We start from the raw sequence: 22,856 nt of genomic DNA on the forward strand, positions 1-22,856 counted from the left end.
CTAATCCCCACCGAAGTGGTTCATCGTTCGACTTGCATGTGTTAAGCACGCCGCCAGCGTTCGTCCTGAGCCAGGATCAAACTCTCCGTGAATGTTTTCCCGGTCATCCGGGTCGACACCACGAGAGCGGAACCGTCGGGCGGAATAAGCCCGACCGTTCACAGCGTCCTCGCTGTGTTTTTCTTCAAAGGAACCTCGCCCCGACCGAACGGTCGGAGACGGGGTATCAACATATCTGGCGTTGATTTTTGGCACGCTGTTGAGTTCTCAAGGAACGGACGCTTCCTTTGTACTCACCCTCGCGGGCTTTCCTCCGGGCTTCCCTTCGGTCTTGCGTTTCCGACTCTATCAGACCTTTTCTCGACCTGATCCCCAGTCAGCGGGGTTTGCCTTCCCGGCCGTTGGGCCGTTCCGACGTCTCAAACCTTAGCGGATCCTCTCGGCGATTCCCAATCGGGCCACCGAGTTCCCATTCGAATTGAAATCGGGCATGCCGAAATCAACCCTGACGGGAGATCGTGCTGATGGTTTGGTTTGCCGCTTTCGCGGCGGGAGGTGCTGTCGCAGAACCGTTACGGCTCCGCGGCAACCCGAAGAACATTACGGATCGGGGAGGGGGCTGTCAAGCGTCGCCTGTCAAGATCTTTAGTCGAGGTCCGTGAGACGGCCGCCGGCGTCGGGCTGGGCGTGCTCCACCCTGCGCAGAAGGCGGGTGAGCACTTCACCGAGGGTCGTGCGCTCCTCCGCGGACAGGTCCTGGAGGAGGTCCTCCTCGAAGACCGTCGCGAGGCGCATCGCCTCCAGCCACTTCTGGCGGCCCTCGGCGGTCAGCTCCACGATGACGCGGACGCGGTTGGACTCGTCGCGTTCGCGGGTGACCAGGCCCTCGGTGACCATGCGGTCGATCCGGTGGGTCATCGCGGCCGGGGTGAGGCCGAGTCGCTTGGCGAGGTCGCCGGGGCCCATGCGGTAGGGGGCGCCGGAGAGGACGAGGGCCTTGAGGACCTCCCACTCGGCGTTGCTGATGCCGAGGGCGGAGGTCTGGCGGCTGTAGGCGACGTTCATACGGCGGTTCAGGCGGGAGAGGGCCGAGACGATCTTCTCGACCTGGGGGTCGAGGTCCTGGAACTCGCGCTGGTAGGCGGCGATCTGTTCTTCGAGCGTCGGCTCGGTGACGCCAGGGGTCTCGGCCATGGGCGCAGTATCGCATGCGGCCTCTTTGCTTTGAAGTCCTTCGCTATGTAGTCTTTAGCTTCGAACTTTAGTCTTGAAGTCTTCACTCCTAACTAGTGAGAGAGGTGAACGTGACCAGGGCGATGGGCGCAGCGATGCGCCGGATCCACGTGGGCAACGCACTCAGCGCGTTCGGGCTCGGTTTCACCGTCCCCTACCTGTACGTCTATGTGGCGCAGGTGCGGGGGCTGGGGGCGATGACGGCGGGTCTCGTACTCGCCGTGTTCGCCGTGGCCGCGTTGGTCGTGCTGCCGTTCGCCGGGCGGGCCATCGTCCGGCGGGGTCCGCTGCCGGTGCTGCTCGCCGCCCTGATCACCGCCGCGGTCGGTGCGCTGAGCCTGGGGCTCGCCGGCAATGCCACCGCTGTCTTGCTGTCGGCGGCCGCTCTCGGGTCGGGGCAGGCCGTGATGCAGCCGGCGCTCGCGACGATGATCGTGGACTGCTCGTCGGCCGAGACCCGGTCGCGGGCGTTCGCCACGCAGTTCTTTCTGCAGAACCTGGGGCTGGGTGTCGGTGGCCTCATCGGCGGTCATCTCGTCGATGCCACGCGCGTCAGCTCGTTCACTCTGCTGTTCTCGATCGAGGCGGCGATGTTCCTGCTGCTGGTCGTCGTGATGGTGACCGTGCGGATGCCGCACTCGCCGCAGATCGGCCAGGCGCCTGCCGGGTCGGCCAAGGGCAGCTGGAAGCAGTTGCTGTCCAACCGGGCCATGGTGCAGCTGTGCGTGCTGGGCTTTGTGCTGTTCTTCGCGTGCTACGGACAGTTCGAGTCGGGGCTCAGTGCGTACGGGGTCGAGGCGGCCGGGATCTCGACGTCCGCGCTCGGGACCGCGCTGGCCGCGAACACCGGGATGATCGTGGTGGCGCAGTTCCTCGTGCTGAGGTTCGTGGAGCGGCAGAGGCGGTCTCGGGTGATCGCCGCCGTGGGGCTCATCTGGGCCGTGGCCTGGATCGCGGCCGGGTATGCGGGGCTGGGACATGGCAGTCAGGCCATGGCGACGGCCGCGTTCATCTCGACGTACGCGCTGTTCGGGCTGGGTGAGGCGATGTTGTCGCCGACGGTTGCCCCGCTGGTGGCCGATCTTGCGCCGAGTGGGCTGGCCGGGCAGTACAACTCCGCGTTCGCGCTGGTCAAGCAGTTGGCGTTGGCGGTCGGGCCTGCGGTGGGCGGGCCCATGGGGGCGTCGCTGCATGCGCCGTACATCGTGACCTTCCTGCTGTTCTCGCTGGGGATCACCTACCTCGCGGTGCGGTTGGGGCGGCAGCTGACGGACGTACAGGATCAGCCGTGGCTGGTGAAGAGCCGGGTTGTCGCTCGGGGTGGGGCGGCTGCGGAGCCGGTGTCCGCGGAGGCGTGACGATGCGTGGCCCGGCGTTGCTGCCAAGGGGTTGGTCGCGCAGCCCGGCGCTGACGGGGTGCCGCCTGCGCCCACCCGTGCCGCCCCAGGCGGCACGCATGCCCGCAGCTAGCGGGGCAGCGCGAACTCGCACCACACCGCCTTGCCGCCGCCGGGGGTTCTGCGCGAGCCCCAGTTCGAGGCGATCGTGGCGACGATGGCGATGCCTCGCCCGGACTCGTCGCCGGGTTCCGCTCGGCGGCGCCTGGGCAGATGGTCGTCTCCATCCGTGACCTCGATGATCAGGCGCCGATCGGTACGGCGGAGCCTCAACCGCATGGGTGGGATGCCGTGCTGGAGAGAGTTGGCGACCAGTTCGCTGGTCGCCAGGACGCCCAGGTCGTGCAGGTCGGGTGGGAAGCGCCAGCTCGTCAGGACTCCGGAGGCGAAGGCACGCGCGCGTGGGGCCGCTTCTACGCCGCCCAGGAGTTCCAGGGCCGCGTTGCGGAAGAGGTCGCTGTCGGGGCCGGTGCGGGACGGGTGCTGGAGGACCAGGACCGCGACGTCGTCGTCGTGGTCGGCGGTGACGCCTGCCGTGCGGACCAGGCGGTCGCAGACGACCTGGGGTGTGCCGGTCGCGCCGGCCAGGGCGCGCTCCAGGCTGGCGATGCCCTCGTCGAGGTCCTCGTTGCGCCGCTCCACCAGGCCGTCCGTGTAAAGGACGGCCGTCGAGCCCGGGCTGAGGGCGACCGTGCCCGACGTGTGCATCCAGCCGCCGGTCCCCAGGGGCGGTCCGGTGGGCTCGTCCGCCCGGACGACCTGGCCGTTCTCGTCGCGGATGAGGATCGGCAGATGGCCGGCCGAGGCGTACACCAGCCGTCCCTCGTTCGGATCGTGGATGGCGTACACGCAGGTGGCGATCTGGTTGGCGTCGATCTCGGTGGCGAGGCCGTCGAGGAGCTGGAGGATCTCGTGCGGCGGGAGGTCGAGGCGGGCGTACGCGCGGACGGCCGTACGGAGTTGGCCCATGACCGCGGCCGCGCGCACGCCTCTGCCCATGACGTCGCCGATGACGAGGGCCGTGCGGCCGCCGCCGAGGGTGATCACGTCGTACCAGTCGCCGCCCACCGCGGCTTCCGTGCCGCCCGGCTGGTAGGTCGCGGCGACGCGCAGGTCGTCGGGCTGTTCGAGGACCTGGGGCAGGAGGGAGCGCTGGAGGGTGACGGCGGTTTCGCGCTGGCGGCGTTCGCTGGCGCGGAGGCGTTCGGCGGCTTCGGCGTGGTCGGTGACGTCGGTGGCGAAGATCAGTACGCCGCCGTCCTCGGTGTCCGTGACCGGGGTGCAGGCGAAGGTGTAGGAGCGGCCGTCGGGGGCCTTGCGGGACTTGACCGTGCGGGGCTTGCCGCTGCGCAGGACCTGGTCGAGGAGCGGGAACAGGCCGAGTTCGTCGAGTTCCGGGAGGGCCTCGCGGGCCGGGTCGCCGAGGGGGCGGGGGCCGAAGGCCGTCATGTAGGCGTCGTTGACGTAGGCGAGGCGGTGGTCGGGGCCGTGGACGAGGGCGACGAGGGCCGGGACGCGGTCGAGGACCTCGCGGACCGGCAGTTCGTCGACGGCGGGCACGGACAGCGCCTCGTCGGTGAGCTGCTCGGCGCGGGCGGCGGGCACGGAGCTCTCGCCCCGCCGGTCCGGGGGGACCGCGTCGGTCCGCGCTGCGGCGCGGCGCTGCGTTCCGGGGAGCCGGGCGCTCCAGCGCGTGAAGTTCACGAATCCTTGCCTCGTGTAGTCGTCTTCGGCCAGCTCCGGACCCGGCCGGGGGTCTGGGGGGTGGCACCCCGGGGTTGCAGCACTGTGGGTGAGCCTCGTGGGTTCGAAGGGCGAGCAGGTGCTCGTCCGTGGGGGCGGGACCAGTCTGGCAGGGTGGCCGGCCGGGCCGACATCCGTCAGACGCCGGGCCTGGCGGTGGAGTTCCCGGGTTCGGTCAGGTCGACCCCTTCGGGTCGTCCGAGGGCTTACCTGATGACTTTCCACCGGCCGCGAGTTCGAACTCCGCTCGGGGATGTTCGAGCGATCCGAGGGAGACGATCTCCCGCTTGAAGAGCCCCGACAGTGTCCACTCGGCCAGTACGCGGGCCTTGCGGTTGACGGTCGGGACCCTGCTGAGGTGGTAGACGCGGTGCATGAACCAGGCAGGGTAGCCCTTCAGCTTGCGTCCGTAGACGTGTGCGACGCCTTTGTGGAGTCCCAGGGAGGCGACCGAACCCGCATATTTGTGCGCGTAGGTCTCCAGCGGCTCGCCACGCAGTGAATGCGCGATGTTGTCGCCGAGAACCTTGGCCTGGCGCAGGGCGTGCTGGGCGTTGGGGGCGCACTCCTTGCCGGGTTCGCCGGCGGAGACATCGGGGACCGCGGCCGCGTCTCCCGCTGCCCACGCGTGCGTGGTGCCCTCGATCGTCAGCTCGGCGGTGGCTTTCAGCCGTCCGCGGCCGTTGAGGGGGAGGTCGGTGGCGGCGAGGATCGGGTGGGGTTTGACGCCGGCCGTCCAGACGACCGTACGCGTCGGGAAGCGCTGTCCGTCGCTGAGTACGGCGATCCGGCCCTCGCAGGATTCGAGGCGGGTCTGCAGCAGCACCTGGATGTTGCGGCGGCGCAGCTGGGTGACGGTGTAGCGGCCCATCTCCTCGCCGACCTCGGGCAGGATGCGGTCCGAGGCCTCGACGAGGATCCACTTCATGTCCTCGGGCTTGATGTTGCGGTAGTAGCGCGCGGCGTAGCGGGCCATGTCCTCGAGTTCGCCGAGCGCCTCGACTCCGGCGTATCCGCCCCCGACGAAGACGAAGGTGAGGGCCGCGTCGCGGATCGCGGGGTCGCGGGTGGAGGAGGCGATGTCCATCTGCTCGATGACGTGGTTGCGCAGGCCGATGGCTTCCTCGACGGTCTTGAAGCCGATGCCGTGGTCGGCGAGGCCGGGGATGGGGAGCGTGCGCGAGATCGAGCCGGGCGCGAGGACCAGTTCGTCGTACGACAGCTGCTGCGGGCCCGTGCCCTCCTCCTCGGTGGCGAGGGTGGTGAGCGTCGCGGTGCGTTTGGCGTGGTCGATGGCCGTGGCCTCGCCGATGATGACGTGGCACTGGTCGAGGACGCGGCGCAGCGGTACGACGACATGGCGGGGGGAGATGTTGCCCGCGGCGGCTTCGGGGAGGAACGGCTGGTACGTCATGTACGGGTCGGGGGTGACAACGGTGATCTCGGCGTCGCCCTGACTCAGTTCCCGTTTCAGCTTCCGTTGGAGCCGCAGGGCGGTGTACATCCCGACGTAGCCGCCGCCGACAACGAGAATGCGCGCACGTTCCTTCACCATCCCATGACGCACCCGGCGCTTGCGTTTGTCCACAGGCTCGGCAATTTGTGTGACCGGGCGCCGGGGACGCCCTTAGTTGGCCGAATTGCCGGAGTGCGGGAAATCTTCGCAGGTCAGCGGGTGCGGGAGGGGTGGGGGGTAGGGGCGGAATCAGGACGTATACGACCCGTACTCCGATCGGGGGGCGCTCCGTGCGGAACCTGCCCCTTCTGAATTGACTCCCGCTCAACTATGTTCGTGTGTCAACGGGGTGTAGGGGGATGCGCCTTCGGGTCGGCCAGAGGGCGGGCCCGTGATCCGGGTTTGTTCCCAGCGCCTCGCGTCCAATGGCGGGGAGAGTCTCCGGGGGGAGACGTCATTAACCGGGGGAACACGTATGCACATTCAGGACAATCATTGGTCGTCTGCTTCCGCCATCGCACCCGGCGGTGCGATGGGCATGGCGGCAGGCAATGGACGCGCGGACGGAGGGCGGTCGACACCGCTGCGCGTGGACGCACAGCGCAATCTGGAGCACGTACTGCGTGCGGCCCGTGAGGTCTTCGGCGAGCTGGGGTACGGCGCGCCGATGGAGGACGTGGCGCGGCGCGCGCGGGTCGGTGTCGGCACGGTGTACCGGCGCTTCCCGAGCAAGGACGTCCTGGTGCGGCGGATAGCCGAGGAGGAGACCTCCCGGCTGACCGACCAGGCACGGGCCGCGCTCGGTCAGGAGGACGAGCCCTGGTCGGCGCTGTCGCGCTTCCTGCGGACGTCCGTGGCGTCCGGTGCCGGGCGGCTGCTGCCGCCGCAGGTGCTGCGCGTCGGGGTCGCCGACGACGGCTCCGGCCTCGACGAGGCCCGGGTGCCGCAGCAGCGCAGCCAGCCGGGGGCCGGAGAGCTGCGGCTGGTCCAGGAGGAGACGTCGGCGGTCCCCGCGGACGACGCGGGCGCGGCGGCACTGCTCGAGGTCGTGGGGCAACTCGTGGAGCGGGCGCGCGCGGCAGGCGAGCTGCGGGCCGATGTGTCGGTGTCGGACGTCCTGCTGGTGATCGCGACGGCGGCGCCCTCGCTGCCGGATGCGGCGCAGCAGGCGGCGGCCTCGGCACGGCTGCTGGACATTCTGCTGGAGGGGCTGCGGTCGCGTCCGGTGTGAGCGCGGGCGCCTGCTGACCTGATCGACGAGGTGATGGTGATGCCGGGCGGGGGTGGCGCGCTGCTGCCCCTGCTCGGGCGTCCACGGAGAGTGCAACTCCTGCCCATGGGACGTCCGTTGATGCTTCCCCGTTTGGGTGATGGCTAGTACTCCCTCGCGGCAAGTCGCCACGGACGAGTGGAAGGGCCGTACTGCCGGGTCCTGACCAAAAGCCAATATGGCACCCTGGCCCGTGTTCGGGACGGGTTGGGCAGGCGGCGGGGGCTTTCCGCGATGAGCGTTGACGGGCGGGACGAGTCACTCGGTGACGGCGAGGCGGAGCCCAGTGGGCTGACGTCGCCGCAGGTGCCGAGCCAGGGCGGGCGGGCGAGTGTGCCGCCGGTCGGAGACCCCCCGGAAGGCGGTGTTCCGGCGCAGCGCGACTGGCGTGCGGGCGAGTGGCGCGAGGACGGCGTCCTGCCGCCGCCGATCGACTTGCCGCCCTCCGACGCCGACCTGATCGAGCGGATGCGCTCGGGCGACGACACGGCGTACGAGGAGCTGTACCGGCGCCATGCGGACGCGGTGCGCCGGTACGCGCGCACCTGCTGCCGGGACGCCCACACCGCGGACGACCTCACCGCCGAGGTCTTCGCCCGCATGCTGCAGGCGGTGCGGGGCGGCTCCGGGCCCGAGCACGCCGTACGGGCGTATCTGCTCACCTCTGTCCGCCGGGTCGCTGCGAACTGGACGAAGTCGGCGAAGCGGGAGCAACTGGTCGACGATTTCGCGGTGTTCGCCACGCAGGCCGCGCGGGCGTCCGAGGTGTCCGATGACGACACCCTGGACCTGGGCGCCGATGTGCGCGCGATGCACGAGGCCGAGCAGTCCATGGCGATGCAGGCCTTCCGGTCGCTGCCGGAGCGCTGGCAGGCCGTGCTGTGGCACACCGAGGTCGAGGACGAGTCGCCGAGCGAGGTCGCTACCCTCTTCGGGCTGGACGCCAACGGCACGCGCGTGCTCGCCAGCCGCGCCCGCGAGGGCCTCAAGCAGGCCTACCTCCAGGCCCACGTCAGCGCCACCCTCGCCACCGACGAGGAGTGCGCCCGCCATGCCGACCGGCTCGGCGCCTACGCCCGCGGCGGCCTGCGCACCCGGGCCGAACGGGGCCTGCGCAAGCACCTGGAGGAGTGCGCCAAGTGCCGGCTGGCCGCGGGCCAGATCAAGGAAGTCGCCGGTGGCATCCCCGCCGTCGTACCGGTCGCGGTCATCGGTTGGTTCGGCGCCGCGGGCTACGCCAAGGCGGCCGCGCTCATCGCCGGAGGCACCGGAGCGGGCGCAGCAGGAGTCGCCGGTGCGGCCTCGGCGGCGAGCGGCGGTTCGTCCGGCGGGTCGGGGGCCGGTGGCGGTGCGGCGGCCTCCGAAGGGCTGGGCGCGCCGGTCAAGGCCGGTATCGCGGCCGGTGTGGTCGCGGTGGCCGCCGCCGCGGTGGCGCTGGCACTGATCGGCGACGACGATCCGGCCAAGAAGCCGGTGGCCAAGCCGCCCGTGTCCTCGCCGGCGCTGCAGCCCGGGGCGGAGACACCGGCACCCCCGAAGCGGGAACCCGCGCCGAATCCCCCGATGATCGCGTTCGACCCGCCCACCACCCCGACCTCGACCCCCAAGCCCACACCTACGCCGACCCCGACCCCCACATCGACGCCCACCCCGAGCCCGACGCCCAAGCCCACCCCCACGCCCACTCCCACCCCGACGCCGACACCCCCAGCGCCCCCGCCCCCGGCTGACTACCAGTGGAGTGAGCTGGCCTACGACGTCAGCGGCGACGGCACCGAGCCGGAGATGCGGCTCGGCGAGAGCAGTTGGGTGTGGCAGCGGTACGGCATCTCGATCGCCGACAAGCGGTACGCACACGGCGTGACCGTGCACGGCAGGTCCTCCGTGACGATCGACCTCAACCGTGAGTGCACGTCCTACGACGCACAGGTCGGCGTCGACGACCTGGCGCTGGGGCTCGGCAAGGTCTACTTCTCCGTCCACGCCGACGGAGTCCAGCTGTGGAGGTCCGGCCTGATCAAGGGCGGCGACCAGGCGGTCCCGGTCCATGTCGATCTCACCGGACGCAAGACCGTACGGCTGGTGGTCGAGCCGCACAGCCACTTCGACAACCTCATGCTGGCGGACTGGGCGGAGTCGAAGTTCGCCTGTGCGTAGGGCTTACGGCGCCTGCCCGGCCGGGTGGCTGAGCACCGCATCGGCGAGTTCGTCCTGCACATCACCGGGAGTGAGGACGGTTCCCTTGGCACGCTCGGCCGCGTACCGGTCGGCGCCCAGGGCGGTGCGGGCGACGGCCTCGGTCCGCTCGGCCACCGTGCGCCCCGGCAGGGGACGGGGGTGGCCCTCCCGCCACTCCTCGGAGGCGGCGAGCAGGCGGACGGCGCGGGCGTGGTCGCCGAGCTCGGCCACGAGATGCGCCGCGCTTTCGGCGAGCTCTGCCGTGACCCATTCGGCGCACCGCCACTCCACAGCCTGGCGCAGGGTGTCCGCGAGGATCGGCAGTCCGTGCTGCGGGCCGGACTCGGCGGCCGTGACCAGGGCCTCGAGCGCGTTCAGCGCCACCGTGAACTGGGGCGGTGGAGTGCCGTGCTCCGTCTCCACGCGGGTCGCCTCGCACAACTCACGCGCGCGTGCGAGATCGTGCTCCTCCAGGGCCATGTGGGCCCGCAGCATCAGGACGAACGCCCGGGCGTCCGCCACTCCGTACCGGTCGGCGGCGGCGCTCGCCTCGTCCAGCGAGACCAGGGCGGCGGCGCGGTCGCCCGAGCGGTAGGCGATCTCGGCGAGCCGGGCCAGGAGGAACGGCGACTCGGCGTAGGCGCCCACCTCGTAGGCCAGCCGCAAGCCCTCGGCGTACTCCTTCTCGGCATCCTCGAAACGGCTGCGCGCCATGGCCGCCTCGCCGCTCGCGCTGCACACCTGGGCTCTGATCCAGCGGTCACCGACGCGCCCGCTGAGCATCCGCACTTCCGCCAGGTCGTCGTCGAAACCCTCGAGCCGACCGGGTGCGTCGACGACCATGTGCGCACGGAACATCAGCAGCACGGCGAGCTCCCAGTCGCCGCCGTATACACGGCAGTTGGCGACCGCCCGGTCCATGCTGGCCCGGGCGTCCACGGAGTTCCGCAGGTAGAAGGCGGTCAGGGGCCAGGCCAGCCCCGGCATCCGGGCAGCCTCCGGACCGCCCGGCTCGTAGAAGGCCCGCACGCGCGCGATGTACTCCCGGTACCGCGGATCCTCCACCGCCCGCTTCGGCTCGGCCTCGGTCATCAGGAAGAGATACATCATCCTGAGATCCATCCGCAGGGCACGCAGCGGATGCCGGGCCTCTCCGTCAGGGTCGGCGAGGAAGGCCTCGACGGGGTCAGGAGCGCCGAGGGGCAAAGCGGCGCGCTCTTCGCGGACGCGGCCCGAGTCGCGCCTCGGGCGATGGGCGCGATCGCGGTGAACGCCCGGCTCGCCCGGATCGCGGTGATGGCGGTGATCGGCCGAGTCCCCGCCGACCCGATCGGCCGGCCCACTGTCGGACCGATCTACCGGCCCCCTGCCGGAACGGCCCGCTGGCCCGCTGCCGGACCGACCCGCCGGCTCCCCGTTGCTCGAGCGACCCACCGGACCGTCCCCGCCCACCACATTCACATCCGGATCCGCATCCGCATCCAGGCCCAAGCCCAGGCCCGAATCCAGAGCCGCGCCCAGGCGCAGCACGCGCTCGATCCACTCCGCGCCCTCGCGGCGATAGTTGCGCAGGAACCAGAACCAGCCCAGGGCGAGGGCGAGGGCACCGGCCTCTGCCTCCTCCCCTGCCACAAGGCCGCGGTGAAGGGCCGCGCGGATGTTGTCCAGCTCGGTCTCCAGGCGGGAGATCCAAGGGAGTTGACCGGCGGAACGGAGCAGGGGCTCGGCCTGCTCGACGAGGGCGCGCGCCCATGCGCGGTGCCGGCGCTCGGCAGCCATGCGGGCCCCATGGACCTCGGCGGCGCGCTCGACGGCGTACTCGTGGATCGTCTCCAGCAGGCGATACCGCATGCCGTCGCCGCCGTCGCGCTCGCAAGGGGCCGCCACGATCAGGGACTTGTCGACGAGGGCCCCGACTAGGTCCGAGACGGGACCGGTGCACACGGCCTCCGCCGCCGAGAGGTCCCAGCCGCCCGCGAACACGGACACCTCGCGCAGCACCGTCCGCTCCCGCTCGTCGAGCAGTTCCCAGGACCAGTCGACGACTGCGCGCAGGGTCTGCTGGCGGGGCAGGACGGTGCGGCTTCCGGAGGTGAGCAGGCGGAAGCGGTCGTCGAGACGGTCGGCGATCTGCCGAGGCGTGAGCAGCCGCAGCCGGGCGGCGGCCAGCTCGATGGCGAGCGGCAGCCCGTCGAGACGACGGCAGATCTCCGCCACCGCCTCCGTGTCCTGGAGCACGGCGGCCGCGTCGGGACGGACGGCGGCGGCGCGCTCCGCGAAGAGGCGATGCGCCTGGTCGGGGACGAGAGGTTCGACCGGGCGCACCGACTCGCCGGGTACGCCCAGGGGTTCACGGCTGGTGGCGAGGATCGTGAGCCCCGGGCAGCGGGTCAGCAGCGTTTCGGCGAGGTCGGCGGCGGCGCCGATGACATGTTCGCAGTTGTCAAGAATCAGGAGCTGACTGCGCGAGGCGCAGTGCTCTACGAGCAGGGCGACCGGGTCGTCCTGCGGGGTCGCCAGCTCGGTGGTCATGAGCACGGTCTCGCGCAGACCGAGCGCGCTGACCACCGCGCCTGGCACCGCCTCCGGCCGCTCGAGCGGGGCCAGCTCGACCAGCCATGCCTGCGGGCACCCGGCGGCGGCTTCCTCGGCGAGGCGGGTCTTTCCAGAGCCGCCCGGTCCGGTGAGAGTGACGAGTCGGGCCCTGTGCAATTCGGAACGGATGGCGTCGAGTTCGGGTTCCCGGCCCACGAAAGAGGTAAGGCGTGGACGGAGGTTGCCCTTGCGGGGGGCCGGGGCCGGGGCCGTCGGCTGATCGAGCAACGCCTGGTGCAGGGCGCGGAGTTCCGGGCCGGGATCGGTGCCGAGGCCTTCGGCGAGGGCGCGGCGTGCCGTCTCGTATGCGGCGAGGGCGTCCGCGGACCGGCCCGTGTCGCGTAGGGCGCGGATGAGGAGGGCGTGCAGCGGTTCGTCGTACGGGTGCGCCGCGGTCAGTTCCGTCAGCTCCGGTACGGCGTCCTGAGCCTGCCCGAGCCGCAGCCGTGCCTCGGCGTGGGCGCGGGTCGCCTCCATGCGCAGGGCCTCCGGGCGGGCTGCGGCGGTCCGGTCCGGGAGGTCGGCGAGGGCGGGGCCGCGCCACAGGGCGAGGGCGTCGTCGAGGTCGCTGGCAGCGGGGCTCGGATCGTCACGGTCGAGTGCGGCCGTGCCCTGTCGTACGAGCCGCTCGAAGACGTACAGATCTACGTCGTTCTGCGTTGCCGTGAGGCGGTAGCCGCCGGGGTGGGAGGTGATGGCGTTCTTGCCGACGGTGCGGCGGAGACGGGCGACGAGGGCCTGGAGGGCGGCCGGGGCGTCCTGTGGTGGGTCGGCCGCCCATACGTCGTCGATCAGGGTGTCGGGGGTGATGATGCGGCCGGGGCGTAGGGCGAGGGCGGTCAGCAGGGCGCGGAGGCGGGGGCCGCCGATGGATACGGGTTTCCCGTCATCGTCTTCCGCCAGCGCAACGCCCAGAATTCTGTACCGCACCGGGCCATTGTCGCCGGGACTGCTGTGAGGGGCACGGACTTTGTGGCGCCGGGGTTGTCGCGTCACTGGAGCCGGTGCTGATACCGACGCTCGGGATTCGTCGCACCCGGCGCGGTGGCTGAGGCGGGGGTGGGTCGCGCAGCCCGGCGCTGACGGGGTGCCGCCTGCGCCCACCCGTGCCGCCCCAGGCGGCACGCATGCCCGCAGCTTGGGCGGGACAGCCGCCCGCAGCCGCCCACGCACCCGGACAGCCCGACGTACTGCCGCGTATGCGACCACGCACCCGCAGTCGCCCGCGGCGGGAAGGGGACGCGGTGGGGGTGTCCGCCCGCAGCGGTTGTCGCGTCAACACGGGTGCCTCCATCAGAGACCGAGCCGCGACGTTCCGAGGACGGGCACCCCCGCCGCGGCCCCGACCCCACCACGTACCGAAGGCGCTACGCGCACCCCCACACAGCCGCAGCCCCGCCGGGAGGCATCCCACCCACTCACGCCTGCCGAGCCGCGGCCCCAGCCCCCAGCGCCCGCCCCTGAGGCGTGATTCCAGCCGGTACCGCACGCGTGCGTGCGGGGGTTCCGGTCCAGCAGGTTCCCCGACGGGCGAGCAGGCGGCGGAGCCACAGCTCCAGGGAGACCAGGTCGGCGAGGCCGTCCAAGGGCAAGGGCTCGCCCTCGGCCGCCGCACGGATGGCCTTGCGGACGACGCGGGCCTCGACCAGGCCGGCCTCGGCGAGGAGGGGCGTACCGAAGACGGACATCAGGGTGTCAGCGGAGACCCGCAGCCCCATGCGGGCGGCGGCAGCCGAGGAGGCGTGCGAGGGGGCGCCCCAGCCCGGCGGAAGATCGGTGACGCCCGCGCCTTCCAGCACCGTACGGAGAATCGCGGCCCGCGCACCGGGCCGTACCCGCAGAGCCTCGGGAAGGGCGCGGCAGGCGCGGACGACCTGGTTGTCGAGGAACGGCGCGTGCAGCCGCTGGAAGCGGATCTCCGCGGCCTGCTCCAGGACCCGGAGGTTCGTGGCCTGACGGGAGAGCGCGGCACGCGCGCGGTAGTCACCGGGACGCTGCCCGGGCCCGACGCCCGAGCGATTCGTCGCCCCTTGCAGGAGAACCGATACTTCAGCGAGCGCCTCCCCGGTCAGCCACCGAGCGGCAGGCCCCGGTCTGCCCCAGGTGAGCGCGGCGAGGGACGCCCCCACCGCACCTCCGGGCTCGTCGAAGCGCCGCCGCAGCAGCCGCTCGGCGAGGCTCTCCAGCCCCGCCCCGTACGGCGTACGGGCCAGCCGCCGGGCGGCGCCGTACACGCGCGCGGGGACCAGCACGGACCCCCCGTCCGCCTTCGCCAGCGCAGCGACCGGCCGCACCAGATACCGCCGCTTACGGTCCATCAGCAGATCGGCGAGCCGCGCCGGATGCGCGTCCAGGACCTGCCGGGCGCCGTACCCGGTGAAGTGGTCCGCGCTGCCGGAGGCGAGCCGCGCGCGATGCCGGGCCGCCGTCACCAGACAGGGACCGGGCTCATCCGTCAACGGCCCGTCCAGATCGGCGTACGGCAGCGTCTCCTCGCCCCCGGCCACCACCACATGGTGCAGCCGGGGATTCGCCGCCAGCGCCCCCGCCCGCTCCAGCTCGGCCTCCCGGCCGCCCACCGCCAGGTCGTTGAAGGTCACGGCCAGCAGCCGCTCCCCCGCCCCCGTCCCGTGCCCGAGCACGGTCCCCGGCATCCCCGGCAGCCCGGCGGCCAGCAGCGCCAGCGTCCCCGACGCCGGCCCTCCGGACAGATCCGCCCCGATCCCCGGAACCGGCATCCCGCGCGCGGCACGCCGTTCGGCGGGCCCCATCCCCGGCACCGGGCCGGGGTCTATGTCGGCGCCGGGCACATGCCGGGGCGCGGACAGACGCGCGCGTACGGCCTCGATGAGCGCGTCGCGCACCGCGTCGACCGCGCGGTCCGGGTCGGCCGAGGGTGCGGCGACGGCGAGGGAGGCGACCTGCTCGTACCCGGCGATCTCCCGCGCCCCGGCGCGCAGGATCAGCGCATGCCCCGGCGGAATACGCCGTACGCCGTCATAAGGGGTGGAGTCGTGCAGCGCGGCCGGCACATCGGGGGCCGCCAACAGCGCCGCCAGATGCCCGAAATCAAGGTTGGCCTCGATGAGATCAGCCAGCGGCAGGGCGGCCGTGGCGTACGCCGTACCGCCCGCCCAGGGCGTGTAGAACACGGGCCTGGCGCCCGCGAGATCGCCGCAGACCATGATGCGCCGCCCGACCTGGACAACGGCCGTGTAGCTGCCCGGCCAGGCCGTCAGATGCCGAAGTGCCCCTCCGCGCGCGGCGAACAGCCCGACCCGCAGCTCCTCGTCCGTCGCTCCACAGGTGCCGAGCACCGCGATCCGGTTCTGCGGATCGGCCTTCACCACCCGCACCTCGTCCGGGCGCCAGTCGCCGACCGCCCACAGCGGATCGGGGTCGCCCCACAGGAGTTGGGAACCCACCGGGTGCAGCGTCTCGCCCTCGTAACCGGTCGCGCCGGCCGAGCCGGGCTCGACGGCACCCGCGGCGGTGCTGCTCCATCCCACCAACCACCGCATCGACGCCTCCACATGCTGTGGACAACCAGTGCACCGTACGAACCGGTGCACCATGCTGCCATGAAGGACGCGCCCCAGTAGGGCGGCGGTACCGCTTGTGCTCGGGAAACGCGCCTCTGAGGAGATACCCGGAATCGCGCGAACACCCGCACGGGAGAAGGCATCTGCGACGCGAATGCGCCCCCGATACGCTCCCCCAGAACACCGGATGCGCCCTCAACTCCCATGGTGGGAGCGGTAATCACCCACAGAGCGAGGGGTCGATTTTCGGCCAAATCGCCGACGCGGGGACACGCGTGCACACGCTCCGTACATGCCCTGCCCAGCACCGGGCGGGCGCACAGTCCGGGAGGCGGAGTTCGCCTCCCGGACCGGTCCGCCGCCCGCGGGGATGTAGGCGGCGGTGTCCCCCAGCCCGCTGGATCCAGTACAGCGGGCCGACCCACGCACCGTTCATGGAACCGCTCCCCCGATGGCCGGAGAAGAGCGCACGGGCGGGCGCACAGCCACACAGCGGGAGCACATCACAACAGTCCGTACCTGAACCGCACTTCAGTACGGACCACAATCCCGCCATCCGGAAGAATGCCCCTTAACGCTTGGGATGCGGCGAACTACGCTGGGTTTACGAATGCCGCGTGGTTATGCCAGCGCGGCAGCCGTCTGTGTCGAGGGGTGGCGCATGTCCAGGGAGCAACGCGGGCCGAACGAAAAACTCGGCACCGTTCTCGCCCTCGCGGGAATCAGCAACGCAGGACTCGCGCGACGCGTCAACGATCTTGGCGCTCAACGCGGGTTGACTCTTCGCTACGACAAGACGTCGGTGGCGCGCTGGGTGTCGAAGGGCATGGTGCCGCAGGGCGCGGCGCCGCACCTCATCGCCGCCGCCATCGGCCAGAAGCTCGGCCGCCCGGTGCCACTCCACGAGATAGGCCTGGCGGACGCGGATCCCGCGCCAGAGGTGGGCCTCGCCTTCCCCAGAGACGTCGGACAGGCCGTGAAGTCGGCGACCGAGCTGTATCGTCTCGACCTCGCCGGGCGCCGGGCCGGCTCCGGCGGCATCTGGCAGTCGCTGGCCGGGTCGTTCGCAGTCAGCGCATACGCAACGCCCGCCTCACGGTGGCTGATAACCCCGGCCGACAGCTCGGTGGCACGCGACGCGAGCCCGGTCGAGGGCTCCGGGTCACCGCTCAAAGTCGGCCACAGCGATGTGCTGAAGCTGCGGGAGGCCGCGGAGGACGCCAGGCGCTGGGACTCCAAGTACGGGGGCGGCGACTGGCGTTCGTCGATGGTGCCGGAGTGTTTACGGGTGGAGGCGGCGCCGCTGCTGCTCGGCTCGTACTCGGACGAGGTCGGCAGGGCGCTGTTCGGGGCCAGCGCCGAACTCACCCGCCTCGCCGGGTGGATGGCCTTCGACACGGGCCAGCAGGAGGCCGCACAGCGGTACTACATCCAGGCCCTGCGGCTCGCCCGCGCGGCAGCGGACGTCCCCCTCGGGGGGTACGTATTGGCGTCCATGTCGCTCCAGGCGACGTACCGCGGCTTCGGCGACGAGGGCGTCGATCTCGCGCAGGCCGCACTGGAGCGCAACCGCGGCCTCGCCACGGCCCGCACCATGAGCTTCTTCCGCCTGGTGGAGGCACGCGCGCACGCACGCGCGGGTGACGCGCAGGCCGCCGGGGCGGCCCTGAAGGCCGCCGAGGGATGGCTGGAGCGGTCCCGGGAGGGGGACAACGATCCGTCCTGGCTCGGCTTCTACTCGTACGACCGTTTCGCCGCGGACGCGGCGGAGTGCTACCGCGATCTGAAGGCACCGCGACAGGTACGCCGCTTCACCGAGCAGGCGCTGTCGAAGCCGACGGAGGAGTTCGTACGGTCGCATGGGCTGCGGCTGGTGGTGTCGGCGGTCGCCGAGCTGGAGTCGGGCAATCTCGATGCCGCGTGTGAGCAGGGCGTACGGGCGGTGGAGGTGGCGGGGCGCATCTCCTCGGCCCGTACCACCGAGTATGTGAAGGATCTTCTGCATCGGCTGGAGCCGTATGGGGACGAGCCGCGGGTGGTGGAGCTTCGGGAGCGGGCTCGGCCGCTGCTGATGGCTCCGGCGTAAGTGCCGCCCGGACGCTCCGGTCACCTGCGTTTGAAGTGACTGTCAGTGGCGCAGTGCACTATCGATAGCGGGAGGTGGTGCAGTGCGGCGCGGGAGCGGTTACGACTGTGACGTGCTCGTGGTCGGCGGTGGGATCGTCGGGCTGTCGACGGCGTATGCGATCACGCGGGCCGCGCCGGGGACACGGGTGACGGTGCTGGAGAAGGAGGGGGGACCGGCCCGGCACCAGACGGGGCGCAACAGCGGCGTCATCCACAGCGGGATCTACTACAAGCCGGGCTCGCTCAAGGCGCGGTACGCGGTGCGGGGCGCGGCCGAGATGGTGAAGTTCTGCGCGGAGTACGGCATCGCGCACGCCGTCACCGGCAAGCTCATCGTCGCCACCGACCGCGAGGAGCTCCCCCGGCTGCACGCGCTCGTGCAGCGCGGCCGGGAGAACTGCATTCCGGTGCGCGAGCTGGGCCCCGCACAGGTCACGGAGTACGAGCCGGAGGTGCGCTCGGTCGCCGCGATACACGTCGGGACGACCGGCGTCTGCGACTTCGTGGGTGTCGCCCGGCTGCTGGCCGAGGCGTCCGGGGCGGAGATCCGGTACGGCGCGGAGGTCGTCCAGGTGGACCGGCGCCCGGCGCTCGGCGTGGCCATACGGACGCGGGACGGGGCGGTCGTACGGGGGCGGGTGCTGGTCAACTGCGCCGGGCTGTACTGCGACGAGGTGGCGCGGCTGACCGGGGACGAGCCGGGGATGCGGATCGTGCCGTTCCGTGGGGAGTACTTCTCGCTGGCGCGGCCCGAGCTGGTGCGGGGGCTGGTGTATCCCGTGCCGGATCCGGCGTTTCCGTTCCTCGGGGTGCATCTCACGCGCGGGATCGACGGGGGTGTGCACATCGGGCCGAATGCGGTGCCCGCGCTGGCCCGTGAGGGGTACGGGTGGGGGACCGTGCGGGTGCGGGAGCTCGGTGGGGTGCTGGCCTGGCCGGGGGTGTGGCGGATGGCTGGGCGGCACTGGCGGTATGGGGCCGGGGAGCTGCGGCGGTCGGTGTCGAAGGAGGCGTTCGCACAGGCCGTGCGGAGGCTGGTGCCGGCGGTGACGCGGGACGATCTGGTGCCGGCTGCGGCGGGGGTGCGGGCGCAGGCGGTGTTGCGGGACGGGACGCTGGTGGATGACTTCATGATCCGGGAGGGGGAGCGGGCGGTACATGTACTGAATGCGCCTTCGCCTGCGGCTACGGCTTCGCTGCCGATCGGGCGGGAGGTGGCTCGGCGGGCGTTGGCTGTGCTGGGTGGGGTGTAGCGGTGCGTGGGTTGCTGCGGGGGGGCTGGGGCGCGCGGAGGGCGTTGGCTGTGCTGGGCGGGGTGCAGCTGTGCGCGGGGTTGCTGCCGGGGGGTGGGTCGCGCAGCCCGGCGCTGGCGGGGTGCCGCCTGCGCCCACCCGTGCCGCCCTAGGCGGCACGAATGCCCGCAGCTTGGCGGGACGGTGCGGCCGCCTGCTGGGTGGGCGCCGCCCTCGCGGCACGAATGCCCGCAGCTTGGTGGCCCGTGCCGCCGCGCCAGGCGGCACGGCGTCCCGCAGCTTGGCGGGACGGCCGCCTGCCGCCTGCTGGGTGGGCGGCGCCGCGCGGCACGCATGCCGCAGCCAAGGCAAGGCGCAGCCAAGGCAAGGCGCAGCCCCGTAAAGCAGCCCAGTAAAATTGACCCCACTGTGTCTGAGACTCACCATGCCCCCGAAGCCGATCACTCAGTCGGCATGTCCATTCGTCACCGCCGTGCCAAGGGGGAGCCGCGGTTTCCCGATGGGCCGAAGGCTGATCCGGCCGGGTCGCATTTTGAGCGGCGGATTCGGAGTTTTCAGCCGCGGCGGAGCAGGGTGACGGCGGGGCAGGCGGATGCGTTGCAGCGGCTGTGGCCCCAGTGGGGGCTGGATATCGACGGGCAGCGGGTCGTCGACCTGACCGAGCTGTTCGGGAACGCGAACCCGGTCGTGCTGGAGATCGGGTTCGGGATGGGGGAGGCGACCGCTCAGATGGCGGCGGCGGACCCCGGGACCAACATCCTCGCCGTCGACGTGCACACCCCCGGCCAGGGCAATCTGCTCAACCTGGCCGACCAGCACGGCCTGTCCAACATCCGCGTGGGCAACGGCGACGCGATCATCCTGCTCCGCGAGATGCTCGCCCCCGACTCCCTCGACGGGCTGCGCGTCTTCTTCCCCGACCCCTGGCCCAAGAAGCGGCACCACAAGCGACGGCTGATCCAGCCGGAGTTCCTCAGCCTCGCCGCGACCCGGCTGAAGCCGGGGGCGACCGTGCACTGTGCGACGGACTGGGAGCCGTACGCCGAACAGATGCTCGAGGTGCTGAGCGCGCATCCGGACTTCGAGAACACGCAGCCCGACGGCGGTTTCGCGCCGCGTCCCGACTTCCGGCCGCTCACCCGTTTCGAGGGCCAGGGGCTGGACAAGGGACATGTCGTGAACGACCTGCTCTTCCGTCGCGTACTGCACGAAGGTCCCCAGTAACCTTCCTTCGTTAGGGTCGAAGCCGTGGCCACCAGCCCCCCGTTCCCCCCACACACCGGTGACGCCGGTGGTGCACGGCGGCACGCGCACTGGTGGCAGAAGCGGTGGGTGCGGTACGGCGCCCTGATCACGCTCCTCGCGCTGTCCGGGCTCGTCATCCTCGCCCTGGTCCGCGAGCAGACCGGCACGGAGGGGTTCCTGGTCGGGCTCGGTCTTTCGGTGTTCCCCGTGCCGCTGCTGATAGCCGCCTTCCGCTGGCTCGACCGGGTCGAACCCGGCCCCTGGCGCAATCTCCTCTTCGCCTTCGCCTGGGGCGCCTGCGCGGCGGCGCTGATAGCGATCGTCGCCAACAGCTTCGCGACCAGATGGATAGCGACGGCGACCGCGGATCCGTCCAGCGCGGACACCCTCGGGGCGACGGTGATAGCGCCGATCGTGGAGGAGTCCGCCAAGGCGGCGGCCGTACTGCTCGTCTTCCTCTTCCGGCGACGCGACTTCACCGGGATCGTCGACGGGGTGGTGATAGCGGGGGTCACCGCGACCGGCTTCGCGTTCACCGAGAACATTCTCTACCTCGGTACGGCCTTCGGGACCGACCAGCTCACCGGTGACCGCGGCATCGCCTCCGTGACCGCGGCGACGTTCTTCGTCCGCATCATCATGTCGCCGTTCGCCCACCCGCTCTTCACCGTCCTCACCGGCATCGGCTTCGGTGTCGCCGCGCTCTCGGCGGACCGGCAGCATGTCCGGCGCGTGCTCGTGCCGTTGTCCGGGCTGCTGCTGGCGATGGGCATGCACGCGATGTGGAACGGCTCGTCGAGCTTCGGCGAGTACGGGTTCTTCGCCGTGTACGCCGTCTTCATGGTGCCCGCGTTCGGGCTGCTGACCTGGCTGGTGATCTGGACTCGGCAGCGGGAGCTGAGGACCGTACGGGCCGAGCTGCCCGCGTATGTCGCCGCGGGCTGGCTGGGGCCGGCCGCGCCCTTTGTGCTCGGGTCGATGCGGGCGCGGCGGCTGGCCCGGGAGTACGCCCGTCGTCACTTCGGCAGGCCGGCGGGGCGGGCGGTGGCGCAGTACGAGGCGTACGCGACGTCGCTGGCGTTTCTGCGGCATCGGGGGCGGCGGGGGCGGGCCGGGGCCGACTTCGTCGTACGGGAGCGGGAGTTGCTGCATGAGCTGTGGCAGCGGCGGGGGGTTGCGGGGCCGGCGCTGGAGCATGCGGCGCGGGTGGCTGCGCCGCCTTTGCCGGTGTACGGGGGGTATGGGAATGCGGTGCCCTACCCGTATCCGGCGTACAACCCGTATCGGACCTAGCCGGCGTTGCGAGTGGCCCGGCGTGGGGGCTGGGCGGGGGTGGGTCGCGCAGCCCGGCGCTGACGGGGTGCCGCCTGCGCCCACCCGTGCCGCCCCAGGCGGCACGAATGCCCGCAGCTGAGCGGGACGGCGGCCCGCAGCTTGACGGCCCACGCCACCGCCTGCCGGGTGGGCACCGCCCCAGGCGGCACGCATGCCCGCAGCTTGGCGGGACGGATGGCCGCAGCTAAGGGGCGACGGCCGACCTGACGCCCCCGCCCCGCAGCTGAGCTACCTCAGGGGTTCAGCCCCTTGCTTCGCAGCCAGGCCATCGGGTCGATGCCGCTGTCGGAGCCGCCGGTGTGGACCTCGAGGTGGAGGTGGGCGCCGGTGACGTTGCCGGTGGCGCCGACGCGGCCGATGACGTCGCCGGTGGCGACCTTCTGGCCGACGCTGACGCTGAGCGAGGACTGGTGGGCGTACCAGAGCTCGGTGCCGTCATCGAGGGTGAGGACGGTCTTGTAGCCGTAGGAGCCGTCCCAGCCGGCCTCGGTGATCGTGCCGCTGTGGATGGCCTTGATGAGCGTGCCCGTGGGGGCGGCGAAGTCGAGGCCGGTGTGGTAGCCGGAGGACCAGAGGGAACCGGCCTGACCGAAGGTCGAGGTGATGGTGTACGAGGAGGTCGGCAGCGCGAACTGCTTGGCCAGCTGGGCGAGCCGCTCGGCCTCCGCCTTGGCCGCGGCCTCCTCCTCCGCCTTCTTCTTCGCGGCGGCGGCCTTGGCCTTGGCCTCCTGCTCCGCCTTGGCGGCCGCTTCGGCGGCCTCCTTCTGCGCGGCGGCCTGCACGGCCTGCGCGGCCTTGCTGTCGACCTGGTCCTGCTGCCGCTCGGCCTGGGCGATGATCCGGGAGCGCAGCGCCTCACCGGCGTCGGCGGCGGACTGCTCGCTTTCCGTGGCGGCCACGCTGACACTGCTGAGCGCGGTCGCGGTGTCCGCCGAGTCCTCGGCGGAGTCGTCCGAGATGATCGAGCCCACGGACGGCAGGTCGGGCAGGGAGATGGACACCGGCGGCTTGCCGGTGTTGGCGCTGGCCATGCCGCCCGCGCCGACGGCGGCTATGACACCGACGCCGAGAACCGTGGAGCTACGGGCGAATGCACCGTTGCGCTGCTTGCTGACGCGGTGCCGGCCGCGTACGGGACGAATGGACTCCTCGGTGGGGTTCCACTCCTCCAGCGGGCCCTCGTCGTCGGTGCGGAAGCCGCTGTACACAAAGGTGTCGGGCTCGCGCTGACTCGGCACGAAGGGGGCCTCGGGGGCAGGCCGGTTGGACGCCACGTAGGCGTACTCCTTTCCTTCCTTCTCGCCTACCGGGTTAGCTGACGGGTTCGGAGCAGGAAGGTCTCCTACGCGCGTATACCTACCGTGCTTCCACGGTGGCATCCGCGCGATTCACCCCAAGGTGGTGGTTCCCCGGTTCCCTTGCGGAATTCGGCGCGTGCGCACGGAGCCGACTCTTGTGACGGCTGGGACGACCGCGCTGCGT

13 protein-coding genes, 1 rRNA gene and 1 riboswitch are annotated in these 22,856 nt (G+C 71.6%); of the genes, 7 read left to right on the forward strand and 7 right to left on the reverse strand.

Translation table 11 applies throughout. The features are described from left to right. Positions 1-92, reverse strand: a 16S ribosomal RNA gene (locus AB0I98_RS21660); the annotation flags it as partial. A gap of 553 nt (positions 93-645) precedes the next feature. Continuing rightward, positions 646-1,194 (reverse strand): MarR family transcriptional regulator, encoded by a 549-nt coding sequence (locus AB0I98_RS21665; RefSeq protein ID WP_362944118.1) that lies wholly within the window; start codon positions 1,192-1,194, stop codon positions 646-648. 122 nt (positions 1,195-1,316) lie between these two features. Between AB0I98_RS21665 and AB0I98_RS21670 the strand changes: the two genes are divergently transcribed. Then, positions 1,317-2,591 (forward strand): MFS transporter, encoded by a 1,275-nt coding sequence (locus AB0I98_RS21670; RefSeq protein WP_362944285.1) that lies wholly within the window; start codon positions 1,317-1,319, stop codon positions 2,589-2,591. Between the two features lie 108 nt (positions 2,592-2,699). Here the strand turns inward: AB0I98_RS21670 and AB0I98_RS21675 are convergent, their stop codons facing one another. Continuing rightward, the gene (locus tag AB0I98_RS21675) at positions 2,700-4,334 is read right to left on the reverse strand and encodes a SpoIIE family protein phosphatase (RefSeq protein ID WP_362944120.1); all 1,635 of its coding nucleotides are present in this window, start codon (positions 4,332-4,334) and stop codon (positions 2,700-2,702) included. Positions 4,335-4,548: 214 nt separating this feature from the next. Further along, on the reverse strand, positions 4,549-5,928 hold the full coding sequence (locus AB0I98_RS21680) for an NAD(P)/FAD-dependent oxidoreductase (RefSeq protein ID WP_362944122.1): 1,380 nt from the start codon (positions 5,926-5,928) through the stop codon (positions 4,549-4,551). A gap of 376 nt (positions 5,929-6,304) precedes the next feature. Here AB0I98_RS21680 and AB0I98_RS21685 point away from each other — a divergent pair, with 376 nt between their 5' ends. Together AB0I98_RS21685 and AB0I98_RS21690 are read left to right on the forward strand one after the other, a co-directional pair. Further along, positions 6,305-7,060 (forward strand): helix-turn-helix domain-containing protein, encoded by a 756-nt coding sequence (locus AB0I98_RS21685; protein WP_362944123.1) that lies wholly within the window; start codon positions 6,305-6,307, stop codon positions 7,058-7,060. Between the two features lie 273 nt (positions 7,061-7,333). Next, positions 7,334-9,256, forward strand: a complete 1,923-nt coding sequence (locus tag AB0I98_RS21690) for a sigma-70 family RNA polymerase sigma factor (RefSeq protein WP_362944125.1) — start codon at positions 7,334-7,336, stop codon at positions 9,254-9,256. A gap of 3 nt (positions 9,257-9,259) precedes the next feature. On the opposite strand, the gene AB0I98_RS21695 is transcribed toward AB0I98_RS21690, so the two are convergent. Both AB0I98_RS21695 and AB0I98_RS21700 read right to left on the reverse strand, forming a co-directional pair. Then, entirely contained in the window at positions 9,260-12,802 is a 3,543-nt protein-coding gene (locus AB0I98_RS21695) for a BTAD domain-containing putative transcriptional regulator (RefSeq protein WP_362944127.1), read from the reverse strand. A gap of 488 nt (positions 12,803-13,290) precedes the next feature. Beyond that, positions 13,291-15,393 (reverse strand): asparagine synthase-related protein, encoded by a 2,103-nt coding sequence (locus AB0I98_RS21700; protein ID WP_362944129.1) that lies wholly within the window; start codon positions 15,391-15,393, stop codon positions 13,291-13,293. Between the two features lie 682 nt (positions 15,394-16,075). Between AB0I98_RS21700 and AB0I98_RS21705 the strand changes: the two genes are divergently transcribed. From AB0I98_RS21705 to AB0I98_RS21720, 4 genes are all read left to right on the forward strand, one after another. After that, positions 16,076-17,500, forward strand: coding sequence for an MFS transporter (locus AB0I98_RS21705; protein WP_362944131.1), 1,425 nt, complete (start codon positions 16,076-16,078; stop codon positions 17,498-17,500). An 82-nt stretch (positions 17,501-17,582) separates the two neighbouring features. Further along, positions 17,583-18,794: an L-2-hydroxyglutarate oxidase gene (gene lhgO / locus AB0I98_RS21710; RefSeq protein WP_362944133.1), complete on the forward strand. Its 1,212-nt coding sequence runs from the start codon at positions 17,583-17,585 to the stop codon at positions 18,792-18,794. 453 nt (positions 18,795-19,247) lie between these two features. After that, positions 19,248-20,018, forward strand: a complete 771-nt coding sequence (gene trmB / locus AB0I98_RS21715) for a tRNA (guanosine(46)-N7)-methyltransferase TrmB (RefSeq protein WP_362944135.1) — start codon at positions 19,248-19,250, stop codon at positions 20,016-20,018. Positions 20,019-20,042: 24 nt separating this feature from the next. Further along, positions 20,043-21,332 (forward strand): PrsW family intramembrane metalloprotease, encoded by a 1,290-nt coding sequence (locus AB0I98_RS21720; protein ID WP_362944137.1) that lies wholly within the window; start codon positions 20,043-20,045, stop codon positions 21,330-21,332. A gap of 275 nt (positions 21,333-21,607) precedes the next feature. Here the strand turns inward: AB0I98_RS21720 and AB0I98_RS21725 are convergent, their stop codons facing one another. Continuing rightward, positions 21,608-22,648, reverse strand: coding sequence for a M23 family metallopeptidase (locus AB0I98_RS21725; protein ID WP_362944139.1), 1,041 nt, complete (start codon positions 22,646-22,648; stop codon positions 21,608-21,610). 11 nt (positions 22,649-22,659) lie between these two features. Beyond that, a riboswitch (cyclic di-AMP (ydaO/yuaA leader) is annotated at positions 22,660-22,817 on the reverse strand. Positions 22,818-22,856: the final 39 nt, after the last annotated feature.

Source organism: Streptomyces sp. NPDC050211 (genome assembly GCF_040656035.1).
GTDB lineage: Bacteria > Actinomycetota > Actinomycetes > Streptomycetales > Streptomycetaceae > Streptomyces.

Bases quoted from the DNA above. Each gene is read 5' to 3' on its own strand.
- AB0I98_RS21685 (WP_362944123.1), top strand. From the start codon at position 6,305: ATGCACATTCAGGACAATCATTGGTCGTCTGCTTCCGCCATCGCACCC.
- AB0I98_RS21680 (WP_362944122.1), bottom strand. From the start codon at position 5,928: ATGGTGAAGGAACGTGCGCGCATTCTCGTTGTCGGCGGCGGCTACGTC.
- trmB (WP_362944135.1), top strand. From the start codon at position 19,248: ATGTCCATTCGTCACCGCCGTGCCAAGGGGGAGCCGCGGTTTCCCGAT.
- AB0I98_RS21705 (WP_362944131.1), top strand. From the start codon at position 16,076: ATGTCCAGGGAGCAACGCGGGCCGAACGAAAAACTCGGCACCGTTCTC.
- AB0I98_RS21670 (WP_362944285.1), top strand. From the start codon at position 1,317: ATGGGCGCAGCGATGCGCCGGATCCACGTGGGCAACGCACTCAGCGCG.
- AB0I98_RS21690 (WP_362944125.1), top strand. From the start codon at position 7,334: ATGAGCGTTGACGGGCGGGACGAGTCACTCGGTGACGGCGAGGCGGAG.
- AB0I98_RS21700 (WP_362944129.1), bottom strand. From the start codon at position 15,393: ATGCGGTGGTTGGTGGGATGGAGCAGCACCGCCGCGGGTGCCGTCGAG.
- AB0I98_RS21665 (WP_362944118.1), bottom strand. From the start codon at position 1,194: ATGGCCGAGACCCCTGGCGTCACCGAGCCGACGCTCGAAGAACAGATC.